Below are 20,699 nucleotides of genomic sequence, written 5' to 3'. Positions count from 1 at the left end.
GCCACCCGGCACTTGCAGGTGTGGACGGCGGTTCGGGTGTGGATCAAACGAGCTGCGCGTGCAGCTCCTGAATGGGATAAACAACGAGTTCGCCGCGATTCCTGATGCCTTCGGCAGCAGCCTCGGCGCCCCAGATCGTCGTGTAGCTGGTGACGCGCGCTGCCAGCGCCGAAGTGCGGATCGAGCGCGAATCGTTGATCGCCTGCCGCTTTTCATCAACGGTATTGATCAGCAGCGCGATTTCGTTGTTCTTGATCATATCGACGACATGCGGGCGGCCTTCGGTCACCTTGTTGACCACCGACACCGGGATACCGGCGGCGGCGATCGCCGCGGCCGTGCCGCGCGTGGCGACGATATCGAAGCCCCCGGCATGCAGGTCGCGGGCGACGTCGACGGCTTTCGCCTTGTCGGATTCCTTGACGCTGATGAAGGCCTTGCCCGAACTCGGCAAACGCACACCGGCAGCCAGCTGCGACTTGAAGAATGCTTCGGCAAAACTGACACCGACCCCCATCACCTCGCCCGTCGACTTCATTTCCGGACCGAGAATGGTATCGATGCCAGGGAACTTGGCGAAAGGGAAAACCGCTTCCTTGACCGAGTAGTAAGGCGGGATGACCTCGCCGGCAATGCCCTGCGCACGCAGCGAACGACCCGCCATGCAGCGCGCGGCGATTTTCGCCAGCTGCAAGCCGGTCGCCTTGGACACGAACGGAACGGTGCGCGAAGCACGCGGATTCACTTCCAGCACATAAACCTGGTCGCCCTGGATCGCGAACTGCACGTTCATCAGGCCGACGACCTTGAGCGCACGCGCCATCGCCTTGGTCTGACGACGCAGCTCGCCCTGCACTTCCTGGCCCAGCGAGTAAGGCGGCAGCGAACACGCCGAGTCGCCCGAGTGCACGCCGGCCTGTTCGATGTGTTCCATGACGCCGCCGATGATCACTTCCTCGCCATCGGACAAGGCATCGACGTCGACTTCGCAGGCGTCGTTGAGGAAGCGGTCGAGCAGCACCGGCGAATCGTGCGAAACCTTGACCGCTTCACGCATGTAGCGTTCGAGATCCTTCTGCTCATGGACGATTTCCATGGCGCGACCACCGAGCACGTACGACGGACGCACGACCAGCGGATAACCGATTTCCTCGGCCAGACGCAGGGCGTCGGCTTCGGTGCGCGCGGTACGGTTGGGCGGCTGCTTGAGGCCCAGCTCGTGCAGCAGTTGCTGGAAGCGCTCGCGGTCCTCGGCAGCGTCGATCATGTCCGGGCTGGTACCGATGATCGGCACGCCGTTGGCTTCGAGCGCCAGCGCCAGTTTCAGCGGCGTCTGGCCGCCGTACTGGACGATGACGCCGACCGGCTTCTCGACGGCGACGATCTCAAGCACATCTTCGAGCGTCAGCGGCTCGAAGTACAGGCGATCCGAGGTGTCGTAGTCGGTCGACACGGTCTCCGGATTGCAGTTGACCATGATCGTTTCGTAGCCGTCCTCGCGCATCGCCATCGCTGCATGCACGCAGCAATAGTCGAATTCGATGCCCTGGCCGATGCGGTTCGGACCGCCGCCGAGCACCATGATCTTCTTCTTGTCGGTCGGCGCGGCTTCGCACTCTTCCTCGTAGGTCGAGTACAGGTAGGCGGTATCGGTAGCAAATTCGGCGGCGCAGGTATCGACGCGCTTATAGACCGGACGCACGTTCAGCGCGTGCCGATGCGCGCGCACGGCAGCTTCGCTGCTCTTGGTCAGGTGCGCCAGACGACGGTCGGCAAAACCCTTGCGCTTGAGGAAACGCAGCTCCTCAGCCGTCAGCGAAGCCAGTTCGCGCTGCTCGACAGCCAGTTCGAGATCGACGATTTCCTTGATCTGCACCAGGAACCACGGGTCGATGCGGGTCAGCTCATGAACCTTGTCGACCGACATGCCGACGCCGAAGGCATCGGCGACGTACCACAGACGATCCGGCGTCGGATGCGCCAGCTGTTCGTCGATGGTCGCCGGATCGACCGTCTTCAGGTTGAAGCCGTCGACGCCGACTTCGAGACCGCGCAAAGCCTTCTGCAAGGACTCCTGGAAGGTGCGGCCGATCGCCATCACCTCGCCGACCGACTTCATCTGCGTCGTCAGCGTCGAGTCGGCCTGCGGGAATTTCTCGAAGGCAAAACGCGGCACCTTGGTGACGACGTAGTCGATCGACGGCTCGAACGACGCCGGCGTCTTGCCGCCGGTAATCTCGTTCGCGAGTTCGTCGAGCGTGTAGCCGACGGCCAGCTTGGCCGCCACCTTGGCGATCGGGAAGCCGGTCGCTTTCGACGCCAGCGCCGACGAACGCGACACACGCGGATTCATCTCGATGACGATCATGCGGCCATCGTCCGGGTTGATCGCGAACTGCACGTTCGAACCGCCGGTGTCGACACCGATCTCACGCAGCACCGCGATCGACGCGTTGCGCATGATCTGGTATTCCTTGTCGGTGAGCGTCTGCGCCGGCGCGACGGTGATCGAGTCGCCGGTGTGCACGCCCATCGGATCGAGGTTTTCGATCGAGCAGATGATGATGCAGTTGTCCGCACGGTCGCGGACGACTTCCATCTCGTATTCCTTCCAGCCGAGCAGCGATTCCTCGATCAGCAATTCGCGCGTCGGGCTGGCTTCGAGACCGCGCTTGCAGATCTCGACGAATTCTTCCTGGTTGTAAGCGATGCCACCGCCGGAGCCGCCCATGGTGAAGGACGGCCGGATGATCGCCGGGAAGCCGATCATCGCCTGCACCTGCTGCGCCTCTTCCATCGAGTGCGCCACCGACGAGCGGGCCGAACCGAGGCCGATCTTGGTCATCGCGCGCTTGAACTTCTCGCGATCCTCGGCCTTGTCGATCGCCTCACGCGAGGCGCCGATCATCTCGACGCCGAATTTCTCGAGCACGCCATGGCGCGCCAGATCGAGCGCACAGTTCAGCGCCGTCTGCCCGCCCATCGTCGGCAGCAAGGCGTCGGGGCGCTCGCGCTCGATGATTTTCTCGACCACTTTCCAGGTAATCGGCTCGATGTAGGTCACATCGGCCATTTCCGGGTCGGTCATGATCGTCGCCGGATTGGAGTTCACCAGAATGACGCGGTAACCCTCCTCGCGCAGCGCTTTGCAGGCCTGCGCGCCGGAATAGTCGAATTCGCAGGCCTGACCGATAACGATCGGGCCTGCACCAATGATGAGAATGCTCTTGATGTCGTCGCGCTTAGGCATTTGTCGCCTTATTGTCTTGCATCAGCTTGATGAAACGGTCGAACAGGTAAGCCATGTCGTGCGGACCGGGACTCGCCTCGGGGTGACCCTGGAAGGAGAAGGCCGGCACGTCGGTGCGCGCCACGCCTTGCAGCGAGCCGTCGAACAGCGACACGTGCGTCGGCCGCAAGTTCGCCGGCAACGTTGCCGGATCGACCGCAAAACCGTGGTTCTGGCTGGTGATCAGCACCTGCTTGGTATCGAGGTCCTTGACCGGGTGATTGGCGCCGTGATGGCCGAACTTCATCTTCAGCGTGCGCGCGCCGGAAGCCAGCGCCAGCAACTGGTGGCCGAGGCAGATGCCATAAACCGGCACACGGTGCGCCAGCAGTTCGCGGATCGCCGCGATCGCATAATCACAGGGTTCCGGATCGCCCGGGCCGTTGGACAGGAAGACGCCGTCGGGCGACAAGGCAAGCACCTCGGCCGCCGGCGTCTGCGCCGGCACGACGGTGACGCGGCAGCCACGCTGCGCCAGCATGCGCAGGATGTTGCGCTTGACGCCGTAATCGTAGGCGACGACATGGAAAGCAGCGGCCGGGGCCGCCTGATAGCCGGTCAGCGTCCATTCGCCGGCGCTGGCGCCGTGACCGGCAGCGGCGCAGGAATTCCATTCGTAGGGTGCATCAACCGAAACGACCTTGGCCAGGTCCATGCCGGCGAGACCGGGGAAGGCGCGCGCCTCGGCGATCGCCGCCTGCGCGTCGTCGCCGGTGAGGATGCAACCGGCCTGCGCGCCCTTTTCGCGCAGCAGACGCGTCAGCCGCCGCGTATCGATGCCGGCGATGGCAACGACGCAGTGGCGACGCAGGTAGGACGAAAGGTCCTCGCGCTTGCGCCAGTTCTGGGCGCGCGCCGGCAGGTCGCGAATGACCAGACCGGCAGCGTGGTTGGCGGCCGATTCGAAATCCTCGTCGTTACAGCCGGTGTTGCCGATGTGCGGATAGGTCAGCGTGACGATTTGCCGGCAGTAGGACGGATCGGTGAGGATTTCCTGATAACCGGTCATCGCCGTATTGAACACCACTTCGCCGCCGACACGACCGGCAGCGCCAATGGCGTGACCGCGGAAAAGCGAACCGTCGGCGAGGGCAAGAATCGCGGGTGGAAAATCTGGGTACAGGGCGGGGAACGACGGCACGAAACACTCCTGTTGACGCGGCTGGGTGCGCAGCCCGAAGAATGCCGGGCTTAGATACGCAAAAGCGGAAGGGCTCGCAGCCCTCCCGCTCACATCCAACCGGATGACCCGATTATACCGGAAGCCCCCCCTTGACGGCAATTGAGGCGCCGTCGCGTCCTTGCGCCGACACCCCGCAAGCGCCCGTCAAAGCTTGCAACAGCGCAGAAGAAGTGGCCAGCAGGCGCGATGGAGAAACCGCCCGGCACGGCCAGTCCAGCACTATCGCTCAGCGCAGATCAAGCACGTCCTGCATGTCGAACAAGCCCTTCTCGCGTCCGGCCAGAAAACGCGCAGCGCGCAGACTGCCGAGCGCATAAGGCATGCGGCTGGCGGCCTTGTGCGTGATTTCGACCCGCTCGCCGTCGCCGCAGTACATCACCGTGTGGTCGCCGACGATGTCGCCGCCACGCACCACCGAGAAGCCGATGCTGCCCGGCTCACGCTCGCCGGTGACGCCCTCGCGCGCGTAAACGGCGCAGTCGGCGAGCTGGCGCCCTTGCGCCTGCGCGATCACCTCACCCATGCGCAGCGCCGTTCCCGACGGCGCATCGATCTTGCGCTTGTGATGGGCCTCGAATATCTCGATGTCGTAGCCCTGCGTCAGCACCCGTGTCGCCAGATCGAGCAGCTTGAACACGACATTGACGCCAACGCTCATGTTCGGCGCAAAAACCACCGGAATCGCGCTCGCCGCCTCGGCGATGGCGCGCTTGCCCGCGTCGTCGAAGCCGGTCGTACCGATCACAGCGGCAACCCCGTGGTGGCGGCAAATCTCGAGATGACGCAGGGTGCCGGCCGGCCGCGTGAAATCGATCAGGCAATCGGCCGCGGCGATGCCGGCCTCAACGTCGCTGGTGACCAGCACGCCGCAGGGCAAACCGAGCAGTTCACCGGCATCACGCCCCAAGCCAGGGGCGCCTTCCTGATCAATCGCTGAAACCAGAACTGCCTCGCCATCCTTGAGCGTTGCTTCGATCAGGTTCTGACCCATGCGCCCGCAGGCGCCAACAATCGCAATCTTCAATCTGCTCACCTCAAAAACCCACCGTTTCCAGCATCCTGCCAAAAAAGCCGCGCTGCTCGGTAGCGGGCGCCGCCGTCCCTTCCGGGACCGAGCCGAGATCGATCAGGCGCGAACGCACCTCGGGTTCCGCACCGGCATCCCCCGCGCTAGCGGCGGCGACATCGCCGGCGACGCGAAAAAGGCGGCCGTCAGCATCGAAAAACACCGTAAACCGTCGCGTTTCAACCGTGTCGGTCGCGCCTTTGCGCAAGCGATAAACGTAGTCCCAACGATCCGCATGGAACATGTCGATCAGCATCGGCGTACCCAGGATGAAACGAACCTGCTCGCGGGTTTGTCCGGGCTTCAGCTGCGCGACCATTTCCTGGGTGAGGACATTTCCCTGCTGAACATCAATACGGTACTCGGTGACGAGCTTGGGTACCGACGAGCAACCGGAAATCGCCACCAGCAACAGGGCAGCGGCAAGAATTCGCTTGGACTTCATGTGCAGAAGGATTCCGTAGGTATGCGAAGGACGGAGCAGAAGCACCCAAGAAAAGAGCGCTGCCACGAAGCAGCGCCGCCCGCCCGTTGGCAGAGACACGATCACGGACAGCACCCCTAGTCCGCCGGGACCTCATGACAGGTTTTCTCTTCTCGTTGCGGGCGGTATATCATAACCGAAAAAATCCAACGGACGCCCCGGGCTCACCATCAGTCGCGACCCGGTATGCGGACTTACTGCGAGCAGAGGACACCGATGAGCAATCCGCAAGATCTCCGGAGCTTGGGGCTGAAAGCCACCATTCCGCGGCTGAAAATCCTCGAATTGTTCGAACGTTCGGACATTCGCCACCTGGCCGCCGAAGACGTGCACCGGCTGCTGATCGCCGAGCAGTTGGACATCGGACTCGCCACCGTTTATCGCGTATTGACCCAGTTCGAGCAGGCCGGCCTGCTTGAGCGCCATCATTTCGAGTCGGGCAAGGCGGTTTTCGAAAAGAATGCCGGACGCCACCACGACCATCTGGTGTGCGTCGATTGCGGCCGCGTCGAAGAGTTCTACGACCCGGAAATCGAGCGCAGGCAAGCAAAGATCGCCAAGGAACGCGGCTTCGCCATCCAGGAACATGCGCTCTATCTCTACGCCGGATGCCTGAAACCCGACTGTCCGCACCGCGCCGCGCGCAAGGCAGCCGAAAAACCAGGCGACGCCGGGAATAGCGACGGCAACTGAGGCCACTCCTGCCGCGCCGACGCTTGACCGCAGCGGCCGCGCCACCGTCCGGCACCACCCGCTCTCTGCCAATTGCAAGCGGCCCTCCTGGAATTCGCCCCAGGTGGGCGTTTGCGCGTTTGTACTGACCTCACCTGCTCATGGAAGCCTTCATCACTTCGACACTGCTCGTCGCGCTCGCCGAAATCGGCGACAAGACGCAGCTCCTGTCTTTCGTGCTCGCCGCGCGCCTGCGCCGGCCGGCAGCGATCATCGCCGGTATTTTTGTCGCAACACTGGCCAATCACGGCCTTGCCGCTTCGCTCGGCGCGTGGATCGCCTCGTGGTTCGCGCCCGACACCCTGCGCTGGACAACCGGCATACTTTTTCTTGCCTTCGCCGCCTGGACGCTGCGCCCCGATACGCTCGATGACGACGACGCGCCGCCGGCCGGTCACGCCAGCGCCTTCATGACCACGCTGGTGGCGTTCTTTCTCGCCGAAATGGGCGACAAGACGCAGTTCGCCACCATTGCGCTGGCGGCGCGCTTCGATGCACTGGCCTGGGTCGTCGTCGGCACCACACTCGGCATGATGCTGGCCAACGTGCCGGCCGTGCTGCTCGGCGAACGCCTCGCCGGACGGCTGCCGCTGACCGCGATCCGCTGGGCTGCGGCCGCTGTTTTCGCGGTTACTGGCCTGCTGACGCTGTTCACTTCCGGCTGATCGGTCCGCGCCCTGAGCTCGGCACTGGCGGCTGTCTCGGGCGGTTTTCAGGCGCTTCAGAGAGACCTGCGCAGCCGCGACACGGCCAGCGCAAGGAGCAGGCGCCCCGGATCAGGCAAAAGTATTCACCTGCGACGCTTGCCCGGGCTCGCTGCCGGCACGCGCTACCGCGCTGTAGGCGGCTGCCGGACCGGCCGTGCCGCCCTCTCGCGCCAGCCGGGCAAGCTCCTGCCGGGCTTCGGCCTCCATGCGCGCAGCGCTCGCGGCGACGCTTTGATCCTGCGCTGAGGGGTCCGCCGGCGCCAGCGCCGTATTGCGGATGTGGATCGCTTTCGGAATCGTCTTTTCCGGCGTCGACGCTGGCGAAGCATCAATCGACACCTCGCCGGCGACGGCGTAGCGCTTGCCGTCCGGCCCCTGCTGGTATTCGTAGGAGGCGCCGCCGCGCACCAGATCACGGCCAACGGCGAGATGCGCCTGCTCATGCTGGCGGACCTGACGATCGGTATTCGCCAGCGCCTGCACCTGACGCTGCTGCTCGGGCGTCATGGCGGTGCCGGCGGCATCGGCACGCGACTGTGCTGCCGGCGCCCGGCCGGCAGTCGCGGAAGAAGAGGAGCTCCACAGCCAATCCTGTGCAGCTGCACCGACCAGGCCCGAAATCATCGTCCTTCCCGAAAGGTGGCTCAGGTCAACGCGTCACCGAGCCGGTGGTTTTGCGCCGAAGCCAGTTCATCATAGGCCAGCGGGCGTAGCGCTGCCGACCTATTGCCCGTCGGCAGCGCTTCCCGGCGCCAGCATTTCGCGCGCGTGCTGCCGGGTAATCGCGGTGATCTCGACGCCGCCGAGCATGCGCGCGATTTCCTCGACGCGGCCGGCCGCGTCGAGTGCGAGCAGCCGGCTGCGCACGCCGGCACCGTCGCTCTCCTTGAGTACCCGCCACTGCCAGAGCGCACGCGCCGCCACCTGCGGCAGGTGCGTGACGCACAAGACCTGACGTTCGCTGCCGAGCTCGCGTAGCAGGCGGCCAACGACTTCGGCGACGCCGCCGCCGATGCCGACGTCAACCTCGTCAAAAACCAGCGTCGGCACACGCGTCGCCTGACTGGCAACGACCTGAATGGCCAGACTGATGCGTGACAACTCGCCGCCAGACGCAACTTTCGCCAGCGCGCGCGCCTCGCCACCGGCCAGACCGGCAATACGGAACTCGACCTGCTCGCTGCCATGGACGCTGCCGGCAGCCAGCGGCAGCAGGGCGACTTCGAAACGCCCACCGGCGAGCGCCAGCTGCTGCATGACGCGACTGACGTCCGCCGACAGTTTTTCGGCCGTCGCCCGGCGTGCCGCGCCCAAGCGCGCCGCCACGGCCTCGTAGTGCGCTGCCGCTGCGGCAACGCGGGCGTCGAGCGCTGCCAAGTCGGCGACCTCGCCGAGTTCGGCGAGACGCGCGCGGCTACTGGCGAGCAGCGCCGGCAACTCGTCCGGCGCGACACGGTACTTGCGCGCGCAATCGAGCGTTGCCTCGATCCGTCGTTCGATTTCCTGCAGACGTTGCGGGTCGACATCAATACGGTCGACGTAGCGGCGCAGCAGCGAAGCGGCCTCGGCCAATTCGGCCTGCGCCGAACGCAGCAGCCCGGCCACCTCGGCGAGTGCCGGATCGACGTCAAGCAACGCGTCGATGCGCTCGCCGGCAAGGTCGAGCTGATGCAGCGCCGCGGGCGCATCACCGCCGGCCCCGGCGCCCATGTCGTCGTCGGCGATCAGCGCCAAGGCGGCCTGGACGCCGTCGATCAGGCCGCTGGCGTGCGCCAGGCGGCGATGCTCGCCATTCAGCGACGCCCATTCATCAGCGGAGAAGCCGAGGCGCTCAAGTTCGCGTAGCTGCCAGGCAAGCTGCTCGCGCTCGGCGAGCAATGCTTCGGCGTTGCCGGCGGCATCGGCGCGTGCCGCGGCGGCCGCCCGCCAGGCGCGAAACGCTGCCGCCACTTCGCCACACAGTGCGTCGAGCCCGCCGTGCGCGTCGAGCAGCGATCGCTGAGCATCGGCACGCAGCAGCGACTGATGCGCGTGCTGCCCATGGATATCGACCAGCGATTCAGCCACCTCGCGCAATTGCTGCAGCGTCGCCGGCGAACCGTTGATGTAGGCACGCGAACGCCCGCCGGCATCGATCAGGCGGCGCAACAGCAGCGCCTCGTCGGTAGCGAAGTCGTTGGCCTGCAGCCACTCCGCAACGGCCGGCGAGCTGTCGAACTCGGCGCTCACTTCGGCGCGTTCGGCACCGCTGCGCAGGATTCCGGCGTCGGCGCGCTCGCCGAGCGCAAAGGCCAGCGCATCGACCAGAATCGACTTGCCGGCACCGGTTTCACCGGTGAGTGCGCCAAAACCGGTGGCGAACTCGAGGTCAAGCCGGTCGACCAGAACAAAGTCTCGTATCGTCAGACGATGCAGCATGATCTCGTCAATTCAATCAATGATCTTGCGGACGTTCGCTCCAGTGCAGCTTTTCGCGCAGCATGGCGAAATAGCTGTAACCGGGCGGATGCAGAAAGCGGATCGAGTGGCTGGAACGACGCACGACAACGCGGTCGTCGGGCAACAGATCAAAGGTCAGCTGCCCGTCCAGGTGAGCGCGCGAAGCAGCGGCCTGAGTGATGCCGATGGTGAGTTCGGCGCTGTCGCCGATGATCACCGGCCGGTTGGTCAGCGCATGCGGACACAACGGCACCAGTGCGATGCCAGCGACCTGCGGATGCAGGATCGGGCCGTTGGCCGACAGCGAGTAGGCGGTGGAACCCGTCGGGGTGGCGATGATCAGGCCGTCAGCACGCAGGTTGTAAATGAATTCGCCATTGATATACAAGGCGAATTCGATCATGCGGCCGATCGCCCCCTTGTCGACGACCACCTCGTTCAGCGCCACACCGGAAGCCATGACGGCACCGTCACGCCATACCTGTGCCTCAAGCAGCATGCGGTTTTCCGGGACAAAGCGCCCGGCCAGCAGATCGTCGATGCGCGCCGTCATCTCGTTGCGCGCAACATCGGTCATGAAGCCGAGACGCCCCTGATTGACGCCGACCAGCGGCGTGCCAAAGGGCGCAAGCTGACGTGCGGCGTTGAGCATGGTACCGTCACCGCCAAGGACAATGGCAAGCTCGGCCTCGCTGCCGATCGCTGCGAAGTCGCGTACCGGCCAGGAGGAAAGCTCCCCACCGCTGGCCGACTCGGCGGTCGCCGCTTCGATGAGGACGCTGCCGCCGCGCTCTTCAAGATGTCGGGCGAGCGCTGCGAGCAAACCTGCCATCTCGGGCGTTCCAAAACGCCCGATCAGGGCGAACTTCCGCGGCGGCGGCGAATCGGAAAACGCGGAACCGGGGCTCTCTTTCATGGGGCGAATTAAACCACAAACCCCCAAGCACGCCCCGCGGCAGGCACATTTTTTGTAGAATTCGGCCCTTATGCTCGACGAACGCTCGCGGACCCTGCTCAAGACACTGATCGAACGCTACATCGCGGACGGCCAGCCGGTCGGCTCGCGTGCGCTTTCCAGGTACTCGGGTCTCGACCTGTCGGCGGCGACGGTGCGCAACGTCATGGCCGACCTTGAAGACATCGGTTTCATCGCCAGCCCGCACACCTCGGCCGGGCGCATTCCGACGCCGCGCGGCTACCGTTTTTTCGTCGACAGCCTGCTCACCGTGCAGCCACTCGAGCAGCACAAGATCGAAGCCATCGAGTTCAAGCTGCATCCGTCGCCGCCGCAACAGCTGATCAGCAGCGCCTCGCTGCTGCTCTCCGGACTGACGCACTTTGCCGGTATCGTGCTGGCGCCGCGACGCATGTCGCCGCGCATCCGGCAGATCGAGTTCGTCGGACTGTCGGAAACACGCATCCTGCTCATTCTCGTCACTGCCGACGGCGACGTGCAGAACCGCATCATCTGCGCCGAGCGCCCTTACTCGCAGGCCGAACTGGTCACTGCCGGCAACTACCTCAACCAGTATTTTGCCGGCCAGGAATTCGACGCCATCCGTCAGCGCATCAAGGACGAGGTGCTGCAACTGCGTGGCGATCTGCAGGGTCTGATGGCCGCCGCGCTCACCGCCGGCGACGAAGCCTTGTCGGCACCGGGCGGCGAGTACGTGCTCTCGGGCGAACGCAACCTGCTCGACGTCGAGGAATTCACGTCGAACATGAAGCGCCTGCGCGAACTGTTCGATCTCTTCGAGCAACGCACGGCATTGATGCAACTTCTCGATCTGTCCAGCCGCGCCGACGGTGTGCAGATTTTCATCGGCGGCGAATCGGGCTTGGCGCCGCTCGACGAATGCAGCGTGGTAACCGCACCCTACGAGGTGGATGGTCGAATTGTCGGCTCGGTTGGTGTCATCGGTCCGACGCGCATGGCTTACGAGCGCGTCATTCCGATCGTTGACATCACCGCCCGGCTGCTTTCATCCGCCCTTACCCAACAGGCCCAATCCTGATGTCCCGTTACATGACCGAACCTCCCGCACGCCATGACGCGCCGTCGCAGACTGCCGTACTGCTGATCAATCTCGGTACGCCGGAAGCGCCAACCACGAAGGCGGTTCGCATGTACCTGCGCGAATTCCTTTCCGACCCGCGCGTCGTGGAAACCTCGCGCCCGCTGTGGCTGATGATCCTCAACGGTCTCGTCCTCAACTTCCGGCCAGCGCGCTCGGCGGTGAAGTATCAGGCGATCTGGACTGAGGAGGGATCACCGCTGCGCGTGCATACCGAACGGCAGACCAAGCTGTTGCGCGGCTTCCTGCACGAAGCGGGCTATCGCGTGCGTGTCGAACACGCCATGCGTTACGGCCAGCCGTCGATCGGCGACGCATTGTCACGCCTGAAAGCCGAAGGCTGCGACCACATCCTGCTCCTGCCGCTATATCCGCAGTACTCGGCGAGCACCACCGCCACTGCTTTCGACCGGGCGTTTGCGTGGGCGCAGGCCTGCCGCAGCCAACCCGAATTCCGCACGGTCAGAAGCTACCCCGACAATCCCGGCTATATCGCCGCGCTGGCCGCCAGCGTGCGTGAACACTGGGCGAAATACGGCCAACCCGACGACGACTACCGGCTGGTGATGAGCTATCACGGTGTGCCGCGGTCGACGCTGAAGGTCGGCGACACGACTTTCTGCGAGTGTCACAAGACCAGCCGACTGCTCGCCGAAGCGCTTGGCCTGACGGAAGACAAATATGCGGTCTGCTTCCAGTCGCGCTTCGGCAGTTCGAAGTGGCTCGAGCCCTATACGACCGACACGCTGAAGGCCCTTGGTCAGGCCGGGGTGAAGCGCGTGGACATCATCTGTCCGGGCTTCGTCTCCGACTGTCTTGAAACGCTTGAAGAGATCGCCATCGAAGGGCGCGAGGATTTCCTCACCGCGGGCGGCAGCGAATTCCACTTCATCCATTGCCTCAACGAACGCGACGACTGGATTCGCGCACTCGGCGAACTCGCTGCCCGGCACATGGCCGGCTGGCCGACCTCGGGCGAGGAGCCGAACAAGGAGCTGGTCGAGTGCCTGCTGCGCGCGCGCAAACTCGGCGCGCCTTGCTAGGCTGACTCTTGCAGCGCTGATCTCCGCCCCGATATACGTCTGCTCACCGTCGGGAGCTGCCCCATGCCGCAACATTCGTTACATCTCGTCTGTCCGCACTGCGCAGCGGTCAATCGCCTGCCCCGCGCACGCCTCGCTGCCGCGCCAAGCTGCGGCGGCTGTCATCGGCCGCTGTTTGCCGGCAAGCCGTTTGATCTGGACGCCAGCAACGTCGACCGGCACATCGGCCGTAGCGAATTGCCGGTTCTCGTCGATTTCTGGGCGCCCTGGTGCGCGCCGTGCCGCAGCATGGCACCGGCGTTCGCGACGGCGGCAGCCGAGCTCGAGCCGGACTTCCGTCTGGCCAAACTCGACACCGAGGCGCTGCCGGAGATCGCCGGCCGCTTCGCCATCCGCAGCATTCCGACGCTGATACTGTTTCGCGACGGTCGGGAGATCGCGCGGCAATCAGGCGCCCTCGATAGCGCCAGCATCGTTCGCTGGGCACGCAACCAGCACTGAAGCAAGCGAAGGCTCAAGTCGCCGACGGGGCCGCCGTTAAATATGGTTAAGAAAGCCCATATTTCCGGAGGTCGCCATGAAAATCGCCAGCGCCGCGCTGCAGTTGAAGTCCACCCACTTCAGCGAGCAGCGCCACGAGATCACTGAATCCTTGCGCAGCTGGCGGGGCCCGCGCCAAACGCGGGGCAGCGACGAAGGTGCCGCATCGGCTGCCTCGGCTGCGCCGGCCAACGACCCGGTAAAACTATCGGCCCAAGGCAGGGCCGCCAGTACCCAATCCAGCAGCGCCCTCGAAGACGCGCTGGACGCCTCAGAGAATGATCCGAATCTGCGCCTGATCCGCCAGCTGCTGGTTTTTCTCACCGGACGCGAGCCGCGGGTGTTTGATGCACGCGATCTGTCGCGCGGCACGACGACATCAACGCCCGATGCCGCCAGTGATGGCAGCCCCACGGCCACAACCGCCGCTAGCGGCAGCAGTTCAGGCTCCGGCAACGCGCCGGCAAACGGCGGCGGGGGCGTCGCCTATGATCGTACCGAGACGTACTCGGAAATCGAGCAGACCCAGCTCTCGGCCAGCGGCATCGTCCGCACCGCCGACGGCAAGGAAATCGCGTTCTCGCTGTCGCTCTCGATGTCACGCAGCTACCAGGAAAGCTCGACGACCAGCCTACGCATGGGCGATACGCGGCGCACCCAGGATCCGCTGGTGGTCAACTTCGACGGCAACGCGGCACAACTGTCCAGCCAACGTTTTGCCTTCGATCTGAACGCCGACGGCGAGAGCGAAAGCATCAACTTCGTCGCTCCCGGCAGCGGCTTCCTGGCGCTCGACAGGAACGCTGACGGGCGCATCAACAACGGCAGCGAACTGTTCGGCGGCACCACCGGCAATGGTTTCGGCGAACTGGCAAAGCTAGACAGCGACCACAACGGCTGGATCGACGAAAACGACGTGGCTTACGAGCAATTGCGGGTATGGAGCCGTGACGACAATGGCGACCGCCTCTCCACCCTGCGCGAGGCCGGCGTTGGCGCCATCAGCCTCGCCCAGATCAGCACCCCGTTTGCGCTCAAGGATGCCAACAACGAACTGCTCGGCCAGATTCGCTCAAGCAGCGTTTTTTTGCGGGAAGACGGCAAGGCTGGCACAATCCAGCAAATTGATCTGACTGTCTGAAAGGGCCCGGCGAGGGGCGTGCGCCGTTCCTCATACTTTCCAAAACCGCCCCCAGGGAGTCGTCGGTAATGAAGAACTGGAAGATATGGGTCCGGCTGACCGCTGCGATCTGGTGTGTGCTCGTCGTCGTCTGGAGCGTCATGATTGCCTGGGAAAGCCAGGTCAATCGCGAAACGGCGATCCGTCAGGCTGAGGACTTTTCCAAGAGCATTCACGAAATGACGCTGGCCGGACTGACCGGCATGATGATCACCGGCACCATTGGCGACCGTGACATCTTCCTCGACCAGATCAAGCAGCTGTCGGTGATCAAGGAAATCTTCGTCGGCCGCGGCCAGGCCGTCATCGACCGCTTCGGTCCCGACACCAAAGCCACCCGCGAACCCGACGAACTCGAAAAGCGCATCCTCAAGGACGGCATCGCCTACTCCGAAGTCATCCGCGATGGCGACAGCGATGTGCTGCGCATCGTCAATCCGGTGCGCGCATCGTCGAACTACCTCGGCAAGAACTGCATCATGTGCCATCTCGTTCCCGAAGGAACGCAGCTTGGCATCGTCAGCATGAAGATCTCGCTCGAGTCGGTCGACAAGGAGGTCGCAGCCTTCCGTCTGAAGATCGCCATTGCCGCCGCCGGCGTCTGCCTGCTGCTGCTCTTCGTCATCTACTTCCTGACGCGCAGCTTCGTCACCAAACCGCTCGACGCGCTCAAGGACGGGCTGCAGGATATCGCGCGCGGCGAAGGCGACCTGACGCGACGCCTGCCGGTCAAGGGGCAGGACGAGATCGGGCAGACCTCGACGATCTTCAACGAGATGATGGAGAACTTCAACGGACTCGTCCGCCAGGTCAGCAATTCGGCGGCACAGGTGTCCTCACGCGCGCAGGAACTGGTGCATGCCTCGCGCGATGTCGAATCCGGCTCGCATCAGCAGAGCGAGAAATCGATCCAGGCCGCCACGGCTGTCGAAAATCTGGTGAGCAGCATCGCCTCGATTTCCGAAAACGCCGACCACGTCAATCACCAGTCGCAGGAAAGCCTGCACCGTGCCGAAGAAGGCGACCGCAGCCTGAAACAGCTGCTCGCCGAAATGGGCGACGTCAAGCATGCAGTGACGATGATGGCCGACTCGGTCGGCAATTTCGTGCAGAGCACCGAGGCCATCAACAAGATGACGCAGGAGGTCAAGGGCATCGCCGAACAGACCAACCTGCTCGCGCTGAATGCAGCGATCGAGGCCGCGCGCGCCGGCGAGGCGGGTCGCGGCTTTGCCGTTGTCGCCGACGAAGTGCGCAAGCTGGCCGAAAAATCGGCACAGTCGGCCAACGAAATCGACCGCATCACCGAAACGCTGTCGTCGCAATCGGTTGCCGTCAGACGAGCCATCGGCGACGGCCTCGAGCACATCGCCTCCAGCCAGAAGACGGTCGACAGCGTCGCCGAAATCATCAGTGCCACCAACGGCTCGGTCGCCGAGGTCGGGCGCGGCCTTGACGCCATCGCCGCGGCAACCGAGGAGCAGCGTCGTGTCTCCGGACAGGTCGCCGAGGGTATCGAGTCGATTGCCGACATGGCGCGGCAAAACAACCTTTCGGTCGAGAAAACGGCAGCAGCAGCGCAGTCGCTCGAAGCGCTGGCCGAAGGACTGCAATCGACCGTCGGTCGCTTCAAGGTCTAGGCGCGAGGCATCCCGGTCACCGAGAAACGGGCGCCGCGAGTCTGCGGCGCCTTTTTCTCGCCTGCCAAGCGGAGCAAGCAGCTCGCCGGCGCAGAGACCTAGAGCAGTTCGAGCGCAGCGCTGAGGCCAGCCTCGCTGGCAGGGTTACGGCCCTGCACTGCCGGCTGGCCAAGTTTGGCCAGCGCCTGTTCGGCATTGCGCAGCCGCGCCAGCGACTTTGCCAGCAGCACCTTGTGGAAACGCTCCTGCAACTCTTCGGAAGCGAGTTCGAGCGCCGCACTGTTGATGTCGAGAAACAAGGTCGGCTCCAGCGTCACCACGCTCAGGTGGCGCAGCGGTTCGCCCGGCGCCAGCAGACTCTCCTCGCCAACGACCTCGCCCGCACCGAGCCGACCGATGGCGCGGCCGCCACTCGACAACTCGACAAAGCCGTCGACGATGACGCCGAAGCGGCGCCCGTTTTCGCCCTCGGCGAGCAACAGCACCTTCTCGGCAATCTCGCGCCAGACACTGATGCGCAGGATCTCCCACAACTCGATGTCCTCGAATTCGGTGAAGAAGGCCAGTCCGCGCAGACGCGCAAAGTGCTCGGCATCGCGCTCGCTGTCGTCCTCCTCGAGCATCTGATAGCGAACCGTCGACAGATCCTTGGCGAACTCGGCGCCATTGCGATAGCGGTTGTAGAGATCCTTTTCCAGCGCCTTTTTCACGATCGGATCGAGTCCCGCCGGCAGTCCGGGATTGAGCGCGCAGACCGAGGGCGCGTCCATGTTGATGATCTTGTACACCAAGGTTGCCGGGTTGTTGGCGCGAAACGGTAGACGCCCGGTAAGCAGCTGGAAGAGCAGCACGCCGAGCGAATAGAGGTCGGTCTTCTGGTTGAGCGGATAGTTCTTGATCTGCTCGGGCGACATGTACGCCGGCGAGCCGACGCCCATGATGAAGGTCGAGTCCTTGCCGATATCCTTCTGCAGATTCAGTGCCAGACCAAAATCGGTGATCTTCGGATTGTCGTCGGCGTCAATCAGGATGTTCGCCGGCTTGATGTCGCGATGCACGACGCCCTGACGGAAGGCATGATCAAGCGCCAGGCAGCATTTGAAGATGATGCCGATGACGCGGTACATCGGCAGCAGCTTGTCGATCGAACAGAACTTGTCGAGCGCTTGCCCGTCGACGAACTCCATCACGATATAAGCCTGCTCGGCCTCGATCACCGCGTCGTAAATCCTGACGATGTTCGGATGATTGAGGCGCCTGCCGACTGAATCCTCGGTCTGGAAAAGCTTGAGCAGGCGGCGCGACATCGCCGCATTCTCCTGGCCGAAGCGGACCAGCTTGATCGCCACTTCACGCCCGTCCTCGGGATCACGGGCGAGATAGACAATCGCCGTCGCGCCCTTGCCGAGCGGCCGGATGATTTCGTACCTGCCGATTTTTTCGATCATGCCGACACCGTACTCCCGACACCCGTGCTGCGCAGACGTTCATCGCGTGCCAGCGATCCGCAACTTTGCGCAGGCACTCACCAAAGGCTATGGCAGCCAAGGTCCGCAGAAATTTTAACCGCAAACTGCCGCACGCATGCCGCCTGACTGAAGCGCCGCCGGTAGATCAGCAGAGCCGGCGTCAATGCGGCAAATAACCAGGCTTTCCGGCAACGATGAACAGCCGTGAAAAAAAGCTGCGCGCCGCCATCTTGAAAGCCGCCGCAACACCCCAATATGGGCAAGGTTTTTCTGGAGACCGCCGACCATGCACGCAAGCGACACGCAAGACCCCAACACCCCCGCAGAAGAGAACGCGGCAGCGCCCGCCGGCCCCGCCGCAACGGACACGACTCCCAACCTCGAAGAGGCGATCCGTCAGGCCGAACTGAAGGCCGAAGAGCATCACGATGCCTGGCTGCGCGCCAAGGCCGAGACCGAGAACGTCCGCCGCCGCGCACAGGAAGACATCGCCAAGGCTTCGCGCTATGCGATCGAGAAATTTGCCGGCGAACTGCTCGCCGTTCGCGACAGCCTCGAAGCCGCGCTCGCCATCGATACGCCGAGCGTCGAAAGTCTCAAGGAAGGCAGCGAACTGACCTTGCGCCAGCTGAGCGCCGCTTTCGAGAAATCCGGACTCACCACGATCGATCCGGTCGGCGAGAAGTTCGATCCGCACCGCCATCAGGCGATCAGCATGCTCGAATCGGAGCAGGAGCCGAACACGGTGATCACCGTGCTGCAAAAGGGCTACCTGATCGGCGAGCGCGTGCTGCGCCCGGCGCTGGTCATCGTTTCGCGCGCCAAGTCTTGAAATAAACGCCGGCAGCCTCATCTGCGCTACCAGCGGTAATGCTACCGATAACGAATACACGGAAAGGATTCTGAACATGGGCAAGATCATCGGCATCGACCTCGGCACCACCAACTCCTGCGTCGCCATCATGGAAGGCGGCAAGCCGAAGGTCATCGAAAACTCGGAAGGCGCGCGCACCACGCCGTCGATCGTCGCATACGCCGACGACGGCGAAATCCTCTGCGGCGCACCGGCCAAGCGTCAGGCCGTCACCAACCCGAAGAACACGCTGTTCGCGGTGAAGCGCCTGATCGGCCGCCGCTTCGACGAAAAGGAAGTGCAGAAGGACATCTCGCTGATGCCCTACAAGATCGTCAAGGCCGACAACAACGACGCCTGGGTCGAAGTGCGCGGCACGCGTACCGCACCGCAACAGGTATCGGCCGAGGTGCTGCGCAAGATGAAGAAGACCGCCGAAGACTACCTCGGCGAGGAAGTCACCGAGGCGGTCATCACCGTTCCCGCCTACTTCAACGACAGCCAGCGTCAGGCGACCAAGGACGCCGGCCGCATTGCCGGCCTCGAAGTCAAGCGCATCATCAACGAGCCGACGGCGGCCGCGCTCGCCTTCGGCATGGACAAGAAGCAGGGCGACAAGAAAATCGCCGTCTATGACCTCGGCGGCGGCACCTTCGACGTCTCGATCATCGAGATCGCCGAAGTCGATGGCGAGCACCAGTTCGAAGTGCTCTCCACCAACGGCGACACATTCCTCGGCGGCGAAGACTTCGACCAGCGCCTGATCGACTACATCATCGACGAATTCAAGAAGGAATCCGGCGTCAATCTGAAGAACGACGTGCTCGCGCTGCAGCGCCTGAAGGAAGCCGCAGAAAAGGCAAAGATCGAGCTGTCCTCGGGTCAGCAGACCGAAGTCAACCTGCCCTACATCACCGCCGACGCCTCCGGCCCGAAGCATCTGGCGCTGAAGATCACGCGCGCCAAGTTCGAGTCGCTGGTCGATGAACTGATCGAACGTACCATCGCGCCGTGCCGTACCGCGCTCAAGGATGCCGGCCTGAAGATCACCGACATCGACGACGTGATCCTTGTCGGCGGCCAGACGCGCATGCCGAAGGTGCAGGACAAGGTGAAGGAATTCTTCGGCCAGGATCCGCGCAAGGACGTGAACCCGGATGAAGCCGTCGCCGTTGGCGCCGCGATCCAGGGCGGCGTGCTGCAGGGCGAGGTCAAGGACGTGCTGCTGCTCGACGTGACGCCGCTGTCGCTCGGCATCGAAACACTGGGCAGCGTCATGACCAAGCTGATCCAGAAGAACACGACGATCCCGACCAAGGCCAGCCAGGTCTTCTCGACCGCCGACGACAACCAGAACGCGGTGACGATCCACGTGCTGCAGGGTGAGCGTGAAATCGCCTCGGGCAACAAGAGCCTCGGCCAGTTCAACCTGACCGACATCCCGCCGGCACCGCGCGGCATGCCGCAGATCGAGGTGACGTTCGACATCGACGCCAACGGCATCCTGCACGTCTCGGCCAAGGACAAGGCCACCGGCAAGGAAAACAAGATCAAGATCCAGGCATCGAGCGGCCTGTCCGAAGAAGAAGTCCAGCGCATGGTCAAGGATGCCGAACTGCACGCCGAAGACGACCGCAAGGCGCGCGAACTCGCCGACGCGCGCAACCAGTGCGACGCGACCATTCACATGGTGAAGAAGTCGCTGGGCGAATTCGGCGCCGAACTCGCCGAAGACGAAAAGGTAGCGATCGAAGCCGCGATCAAGGACGCCGAAGACGCGATCCGCAATGGCGACCTCGACACGCTCAAGGCGAAGAGCGAAGCGCTCGCCACGGCGGCGCAGAAGCTCGGCGAGAAGGTCTATGCCAAGCAGCAGGCGGAGTCGGGCGAAGCCCAGGCCGCAGGCGGGGAAGCGAAGAAGGACGACAGCGATGTCGTCGACGCCGAGTTCACCGAAGTCAAAGACAAGAAGTAAGACCGGTCGGCGGAGGTCGGGACG

Annotated in this window: 17 protein-coding genes; 9 read left to right on the top strand and 8 right to left on the bottom strand. The window is 63.9% G+C overall.

Features of this window, described 5'->3' with window-relative positions; all coding sequences use genetic code 11:
- Window positions 1-43: 43 nt before the first annotated feature.
- The 4 genes from carB to GGD90_RS12585 form a co-directional block, all read right to left on the bottom strand.
- Window positions 44-3,250 carry a carbamoyl-phosphate synthase large subunit gene (gene carB / locus GGD90_RS12600; RefSeq protein WP_153117238.1) on the bottom strand — a complete coding sequence of 1,069 codons (3,207 nt, stop codon included), beginning with the start codon at window positions 3,248-3,250 and terminating at the stop codon, window positions 44-46.
- Window positions 3,243-4,430, bottom strand: a complete 1,188-nt coding sequence (gene carA, locus GGD90_RS12595; RefSeq protein WP_228273766.1) for a glutamine-hydrolyzing carbamoyl-phosphate synthase small subunit — start codon at window positions 4,428-4,430, stop codon at window positions 3,243-3,245. The genes carB and carA overlap by 8 nt, the downstream gene beginning before the upstream one ends.
- A gap of 268 nt (window positions 4,431-4,698) precedes the next feature.
- Window positions 4,699-5,505, bottom strand: coding sequence for a 4-hydroxy-tetrahydrodipicolinate reductase (dapB, locus tag GGD90_RS12590; protein WP_153117239.1), 807 nt, complete (start codon window positions 5,503-5,505; stop codon window positions 4,699-4,701).
- 1 nt (window position 5,506) lies between these two features.
- Window positions 5,507-5,983: an outer membrane protein assembly factor BamE gene (locus GGD90_RS12585; protein WP_153117240.1), complete on the bottom strand. Its 477-nt coding sequence runs from the start codon at window positions 5,981-5,983 to the stop codon at window positions 5,507-5,509.
- A 255-nt stretch (window positions 5,984-6,238) separates the two neighbouring features.
- Here GGD90_RS12585 and fur point away from each other — a divergent pair, with 255 nt between their 5' ends.
- Window positions 6,239-6,715: a ferric iron uptake transcriptional regulator gene (gene fur / locus GGD90_RS12580; RefSeq protein WP_153117241.1), complete on the top strand. Its 477-nt coding sequence runs from the start codon at window positions 6,239-6,241 to the stop codon at window positions 6,713-6,715.
- 140 nt (window positions 6,716-6,855) lie between these two features.
- On the top strand, window positions 6,856-7,419 hold the full coding sequence (locus tag GGD90_RS12575) for a TMEM165/GDT1 family protein (protein ID WP_153117242.1): 564 nt from the start codon (window positions 6,856-6,858) through the stop codon (window positions 7,417-7,419).
- Between the two features lie 111 nt (window positions 7,420-7,530).
- Here GGD90_RS12575 and GGD90_RS12570 read toward each other — a convergent pair whose 3' ends face one another.
- The 3 genes from GGD90_RS12570 to GGD90_RS12560 all read right to left on the bottom strand — a co-directional run bounded on the left by GGD90_RS12570 (window position 7,531) and on the right by GGD90_RS12560 (window position 10,816).
- Window positions 7,531-8,085, bottom strand: coding sequence for a putative metalloprotease CJM1_0395 family protein (locus tag GGD90_RS12570; RefSeq protein WP_153117243.1), 555 nt, complete (start codon window positions 8,083-8,085; stop codon window positions 7,531-7,533).
- Between the two features lie 99 nt (window positions 8,086-8,184).
- Window positions 8,185-9,879 (bottom strand): DNA repair protein RecN, encoded by a 1,695-nt coding sequence (gene recN, locus GGD90_RS12565; protein WP_153117244.1) that lies wholly within the window; start codon window positions 9,877-9,879, stop codon window positions 8,185-8,187.
- A gap of 16 nt (window positions 9,880-9,895) precedes the next feature.
- The gene (locus GGD90_RS12560; protein ID WP_153117245.1) at window positions 9,896-10,816 is read right to left on the bottom strand and encodes an NAD kinase; all 921 of its coding nucleotides are present in this window, start codon (window positions 10,814-10,816) and stop codon (window positions 9,896-9,898) included.
- A 70-nt stretch (window positions 10,817-10,886) separates the two neighbouring features.
- On the opposite strand from GGD90_RS12560, the gene hrcA reads away from it, so the two are divergent.
- The 5 genes from hrcA (at window position 10,887) to GGD90_RS12535 (ending at window position 16,378) form a co-directional block, all read left to right on the top strand.
- Window positions 10,887-11,915, top strand: coding sequence for a heat-inducible transcriptional repressor HrcA (gene hrcA / locus GGD90_RS12555; protein WP_153117246.1), 1,029 nt, complete (start codon window positions 10,887-10,889; stop codon window positions 11,913-11,915).
- Complete coding sequence (gene hemH / locus GGD90_RS12550; protein ID WP_153117247.1) at window positions 11,915-13,018, top strand: ferrochelatase; 1,104 nt, start codon at window positions 11,915-11,917, stop codon at window positions 13,016-13,018. The genes hrcA and hemH overlap by 1 nt, the downstream gene beginning before the upstream one ends.
- Window positions 13,019-13,081: 63 nt before the next feature.
- Window positions 13,082-13,519 (top strand): thioredoxin TrxC, encoded by a 438-nt coding sequence (gene trxC / locus GGD90_RS12545; RefSeq protein WP_153117248.1) that lies wholly within the window; start codon window positions 13,082-13,084, stop codon window positions 13,517-13,519.
- A 76-nt stretch (window positions 13,520-13,595) separates the two neighbouring features.
- Window positions 13,596-14,699: a VCBS repeat-containing protein gene (locus GGD90_RS12540; protein WP_153117249.1), complete on the top strand. Its 1,104-nt coding sequence runs from the start codon at window positions 13,596-13,598 to the stop codon at window positions 14,697-14,699.
- A 68-nt stretch (window positions 14,700-14,767) separates the two neighbouring features.
- Window positions 14,768-16,378: a methyl-accepting chemotaxis protein gene (locus GGD90_RS12535; RefSeq protein ID WP_153117250.1), complete on the top strand. Its 1,611-nt coding sequence runs from the start codon at window positions 14,768-14,770 to the stop codon at window positions 16,376-16,378.
- A gap of 98 nt (window positions 16,379-16,476) precedes the next feature.
- On the opposite strand, the gene GGD90_RS12530 is transcribed toward GGD90_RS12535, so the two are convergent.
- The gene (locus GGD90_RS12530) at window positions 16,477-17,826 is read right to left on the bottom strand and encodes a protein kinase domain-containing protein (protein ID WP_153117251.1); all 1,350 of its coding nucleotides are present in this window, start codon (window positions 17,824-17,826) and stop codon (window positions 16,477-16,479) included.
- Window positions 17,827-18,133: 307 nt separating this feature from the next.
- Between GGD90_RS12530 and grpE the strand changes: the two genes are divergently transcribed.
- Window positions 18,134-18,679: a nucleotide exchange factor GrpE gene (grpE, locus tag GGD90_RS12525; protein WP_153117252.1), complete on the top strand. Its 546-nt coding sequence runs from the start codon at window positions 18,134-18,136 to the stop codon at window positions 18,677-18,679.
- Window positions 18,680-18,755: 76 nt separating this feature from the next.
- Window positions 18,756-20,675 (top strand): molecular chaperone DnaK, encoded by a 1,920-nt coding sequence (gene dnaK, locus GGD90_RS12520; RefSeq protein WP_153117253.1) that lies wholly within the window; start codon window positions 18,756-18,758, stop codon window positions 20,673-20,675.
- The last annotated feature ends 24 nt before the right edge of the window (window positions 20,676-20,699 follow it).

It is taken from the genome of Rhodocyclus tenuis (assembly GCF_014197755.1).
Taxonomy (GTDB): domain Bacteria; phylum Pseudomonadota; class Gammaproteobacteria; order Burkholderiales; family Rhodocyclaceae; genus Rhodocyclus; species Rhodocyclus tenuis.
Note: the sequence above shows the minus strand (reverse complement) of the source record. Positions and strands in the feature narration are given on the sequence as shown.

What these genes read in the sequence shown, in the direction of transcription:
- GGD90_RS12575 (WP_153117242.1), top strand. Translation starts at nt 6,856, where the DNA reads ATGGAAGCCTTCATCACTTCGACACTGCTCGTCGCGCTCGCCGAAATC.
- trxC (WP_153117248.1), top strand. Translation starts at nt 13,082, where the DNA reads ATGCCGCAACATTCGTTACATCTCGTCTGTCCGCACTGCGCAGCGGTC.
- GGD90_RS12585 (WP_153117240.1), bottom strand. Translation starts at nt 5,983, where the DNA reads ATGAAGTCCAAGCGAATTCTTGCCGCTGCCCTGTTGCTGGTGGCGATT.
- fur (WP_153117241.1), top strand. Translation starts at nt 6,239, where the DNA reads ATGAGCAATCCGCAAGATCTCCGGAGCTTGGGGCTGAAAGCCACCATT.
- hemH (WP_153117247.1), top strand. Translation starts at nt 11,915, where the DNA reads ATGTCCCGTTACATGACCGAACCTCCCGCACGCCATGACGCGCCGTCG.
- dnaK (WP_153117253.1), top strand. Translation starts at nt 18,756, where the DNA reads ATGGGCAAGATCATCGGCATCGACCTCGGCACCACCAACTCCTGCGTC.
- GGD90_RS12560 (WP_153117245.1), bottom strand. Translation starts at nt 10,816, where the DNA reads ATGAAAGAGAGCCCCGGTTCCGCGTTTTCCGATTCGCCGCCGCCGCGG.
- recN (WP_153117244.1), bottom strand. Translation starts at nt 9,879, where the DNA reads ATGCTGCATCGTCTGACGATACGAGACTTTGTTCTGGTCGACCGGCTT.
- GGD90_RS12570 (WP_153117243.1), bottom strand. Translation starts at nt 8,085, where the DNA reads ATGATTTCGGGCCTGGTCGGTGCAGCTGCACAGGATTGGCTGTGGAGC.
- GGD90_RS12530 (WP_153117251.1), bottom strand. Translation starts at nt 17,826, where the DNA reads ATGATCGAAAAAATCGGCAGGTACGAAATCATCCGGCCGCTCGGCAAG.
- carB (WP_153117238.1), bottom strand. Translation starts at nt 3,250, where the DNA reads ATGCCTAAGCGCGACGACATCAAGAGCATTCTCATCATTGGTGCAGGC.
- GGD90_RS12535 (WP_153117250.1), top strand. Translation starts at nt 14,768, where the DNA reads ATGAAGAACTGGAAGATATGGGTCCGGCTGACCGCTGCGATCTGGTGT.
- grpE (WP_153117252.1), top strand. Translation starts at nt 18,134, where the DNA reads ATGCACGCAAGCGACACGCAAGACCCCAACACCCCCGCAGAAGAGAAC.
- GGD90_RS12540 (WP_153117249.1), top strand. Translation starts at nt 13,596, where the DNA reads ATGAAAATCGCCAGCGCCGCGCTGCAGTTGAAGTCCACCCACTTCAGC.
- hrcA (WP_153117246.1), top strand. Translation starts at nt 10,887, where the DNA reads ATGCTCGACGAACGCTCGCGGACCCTGCTCAAGACACTGATCGAACGC.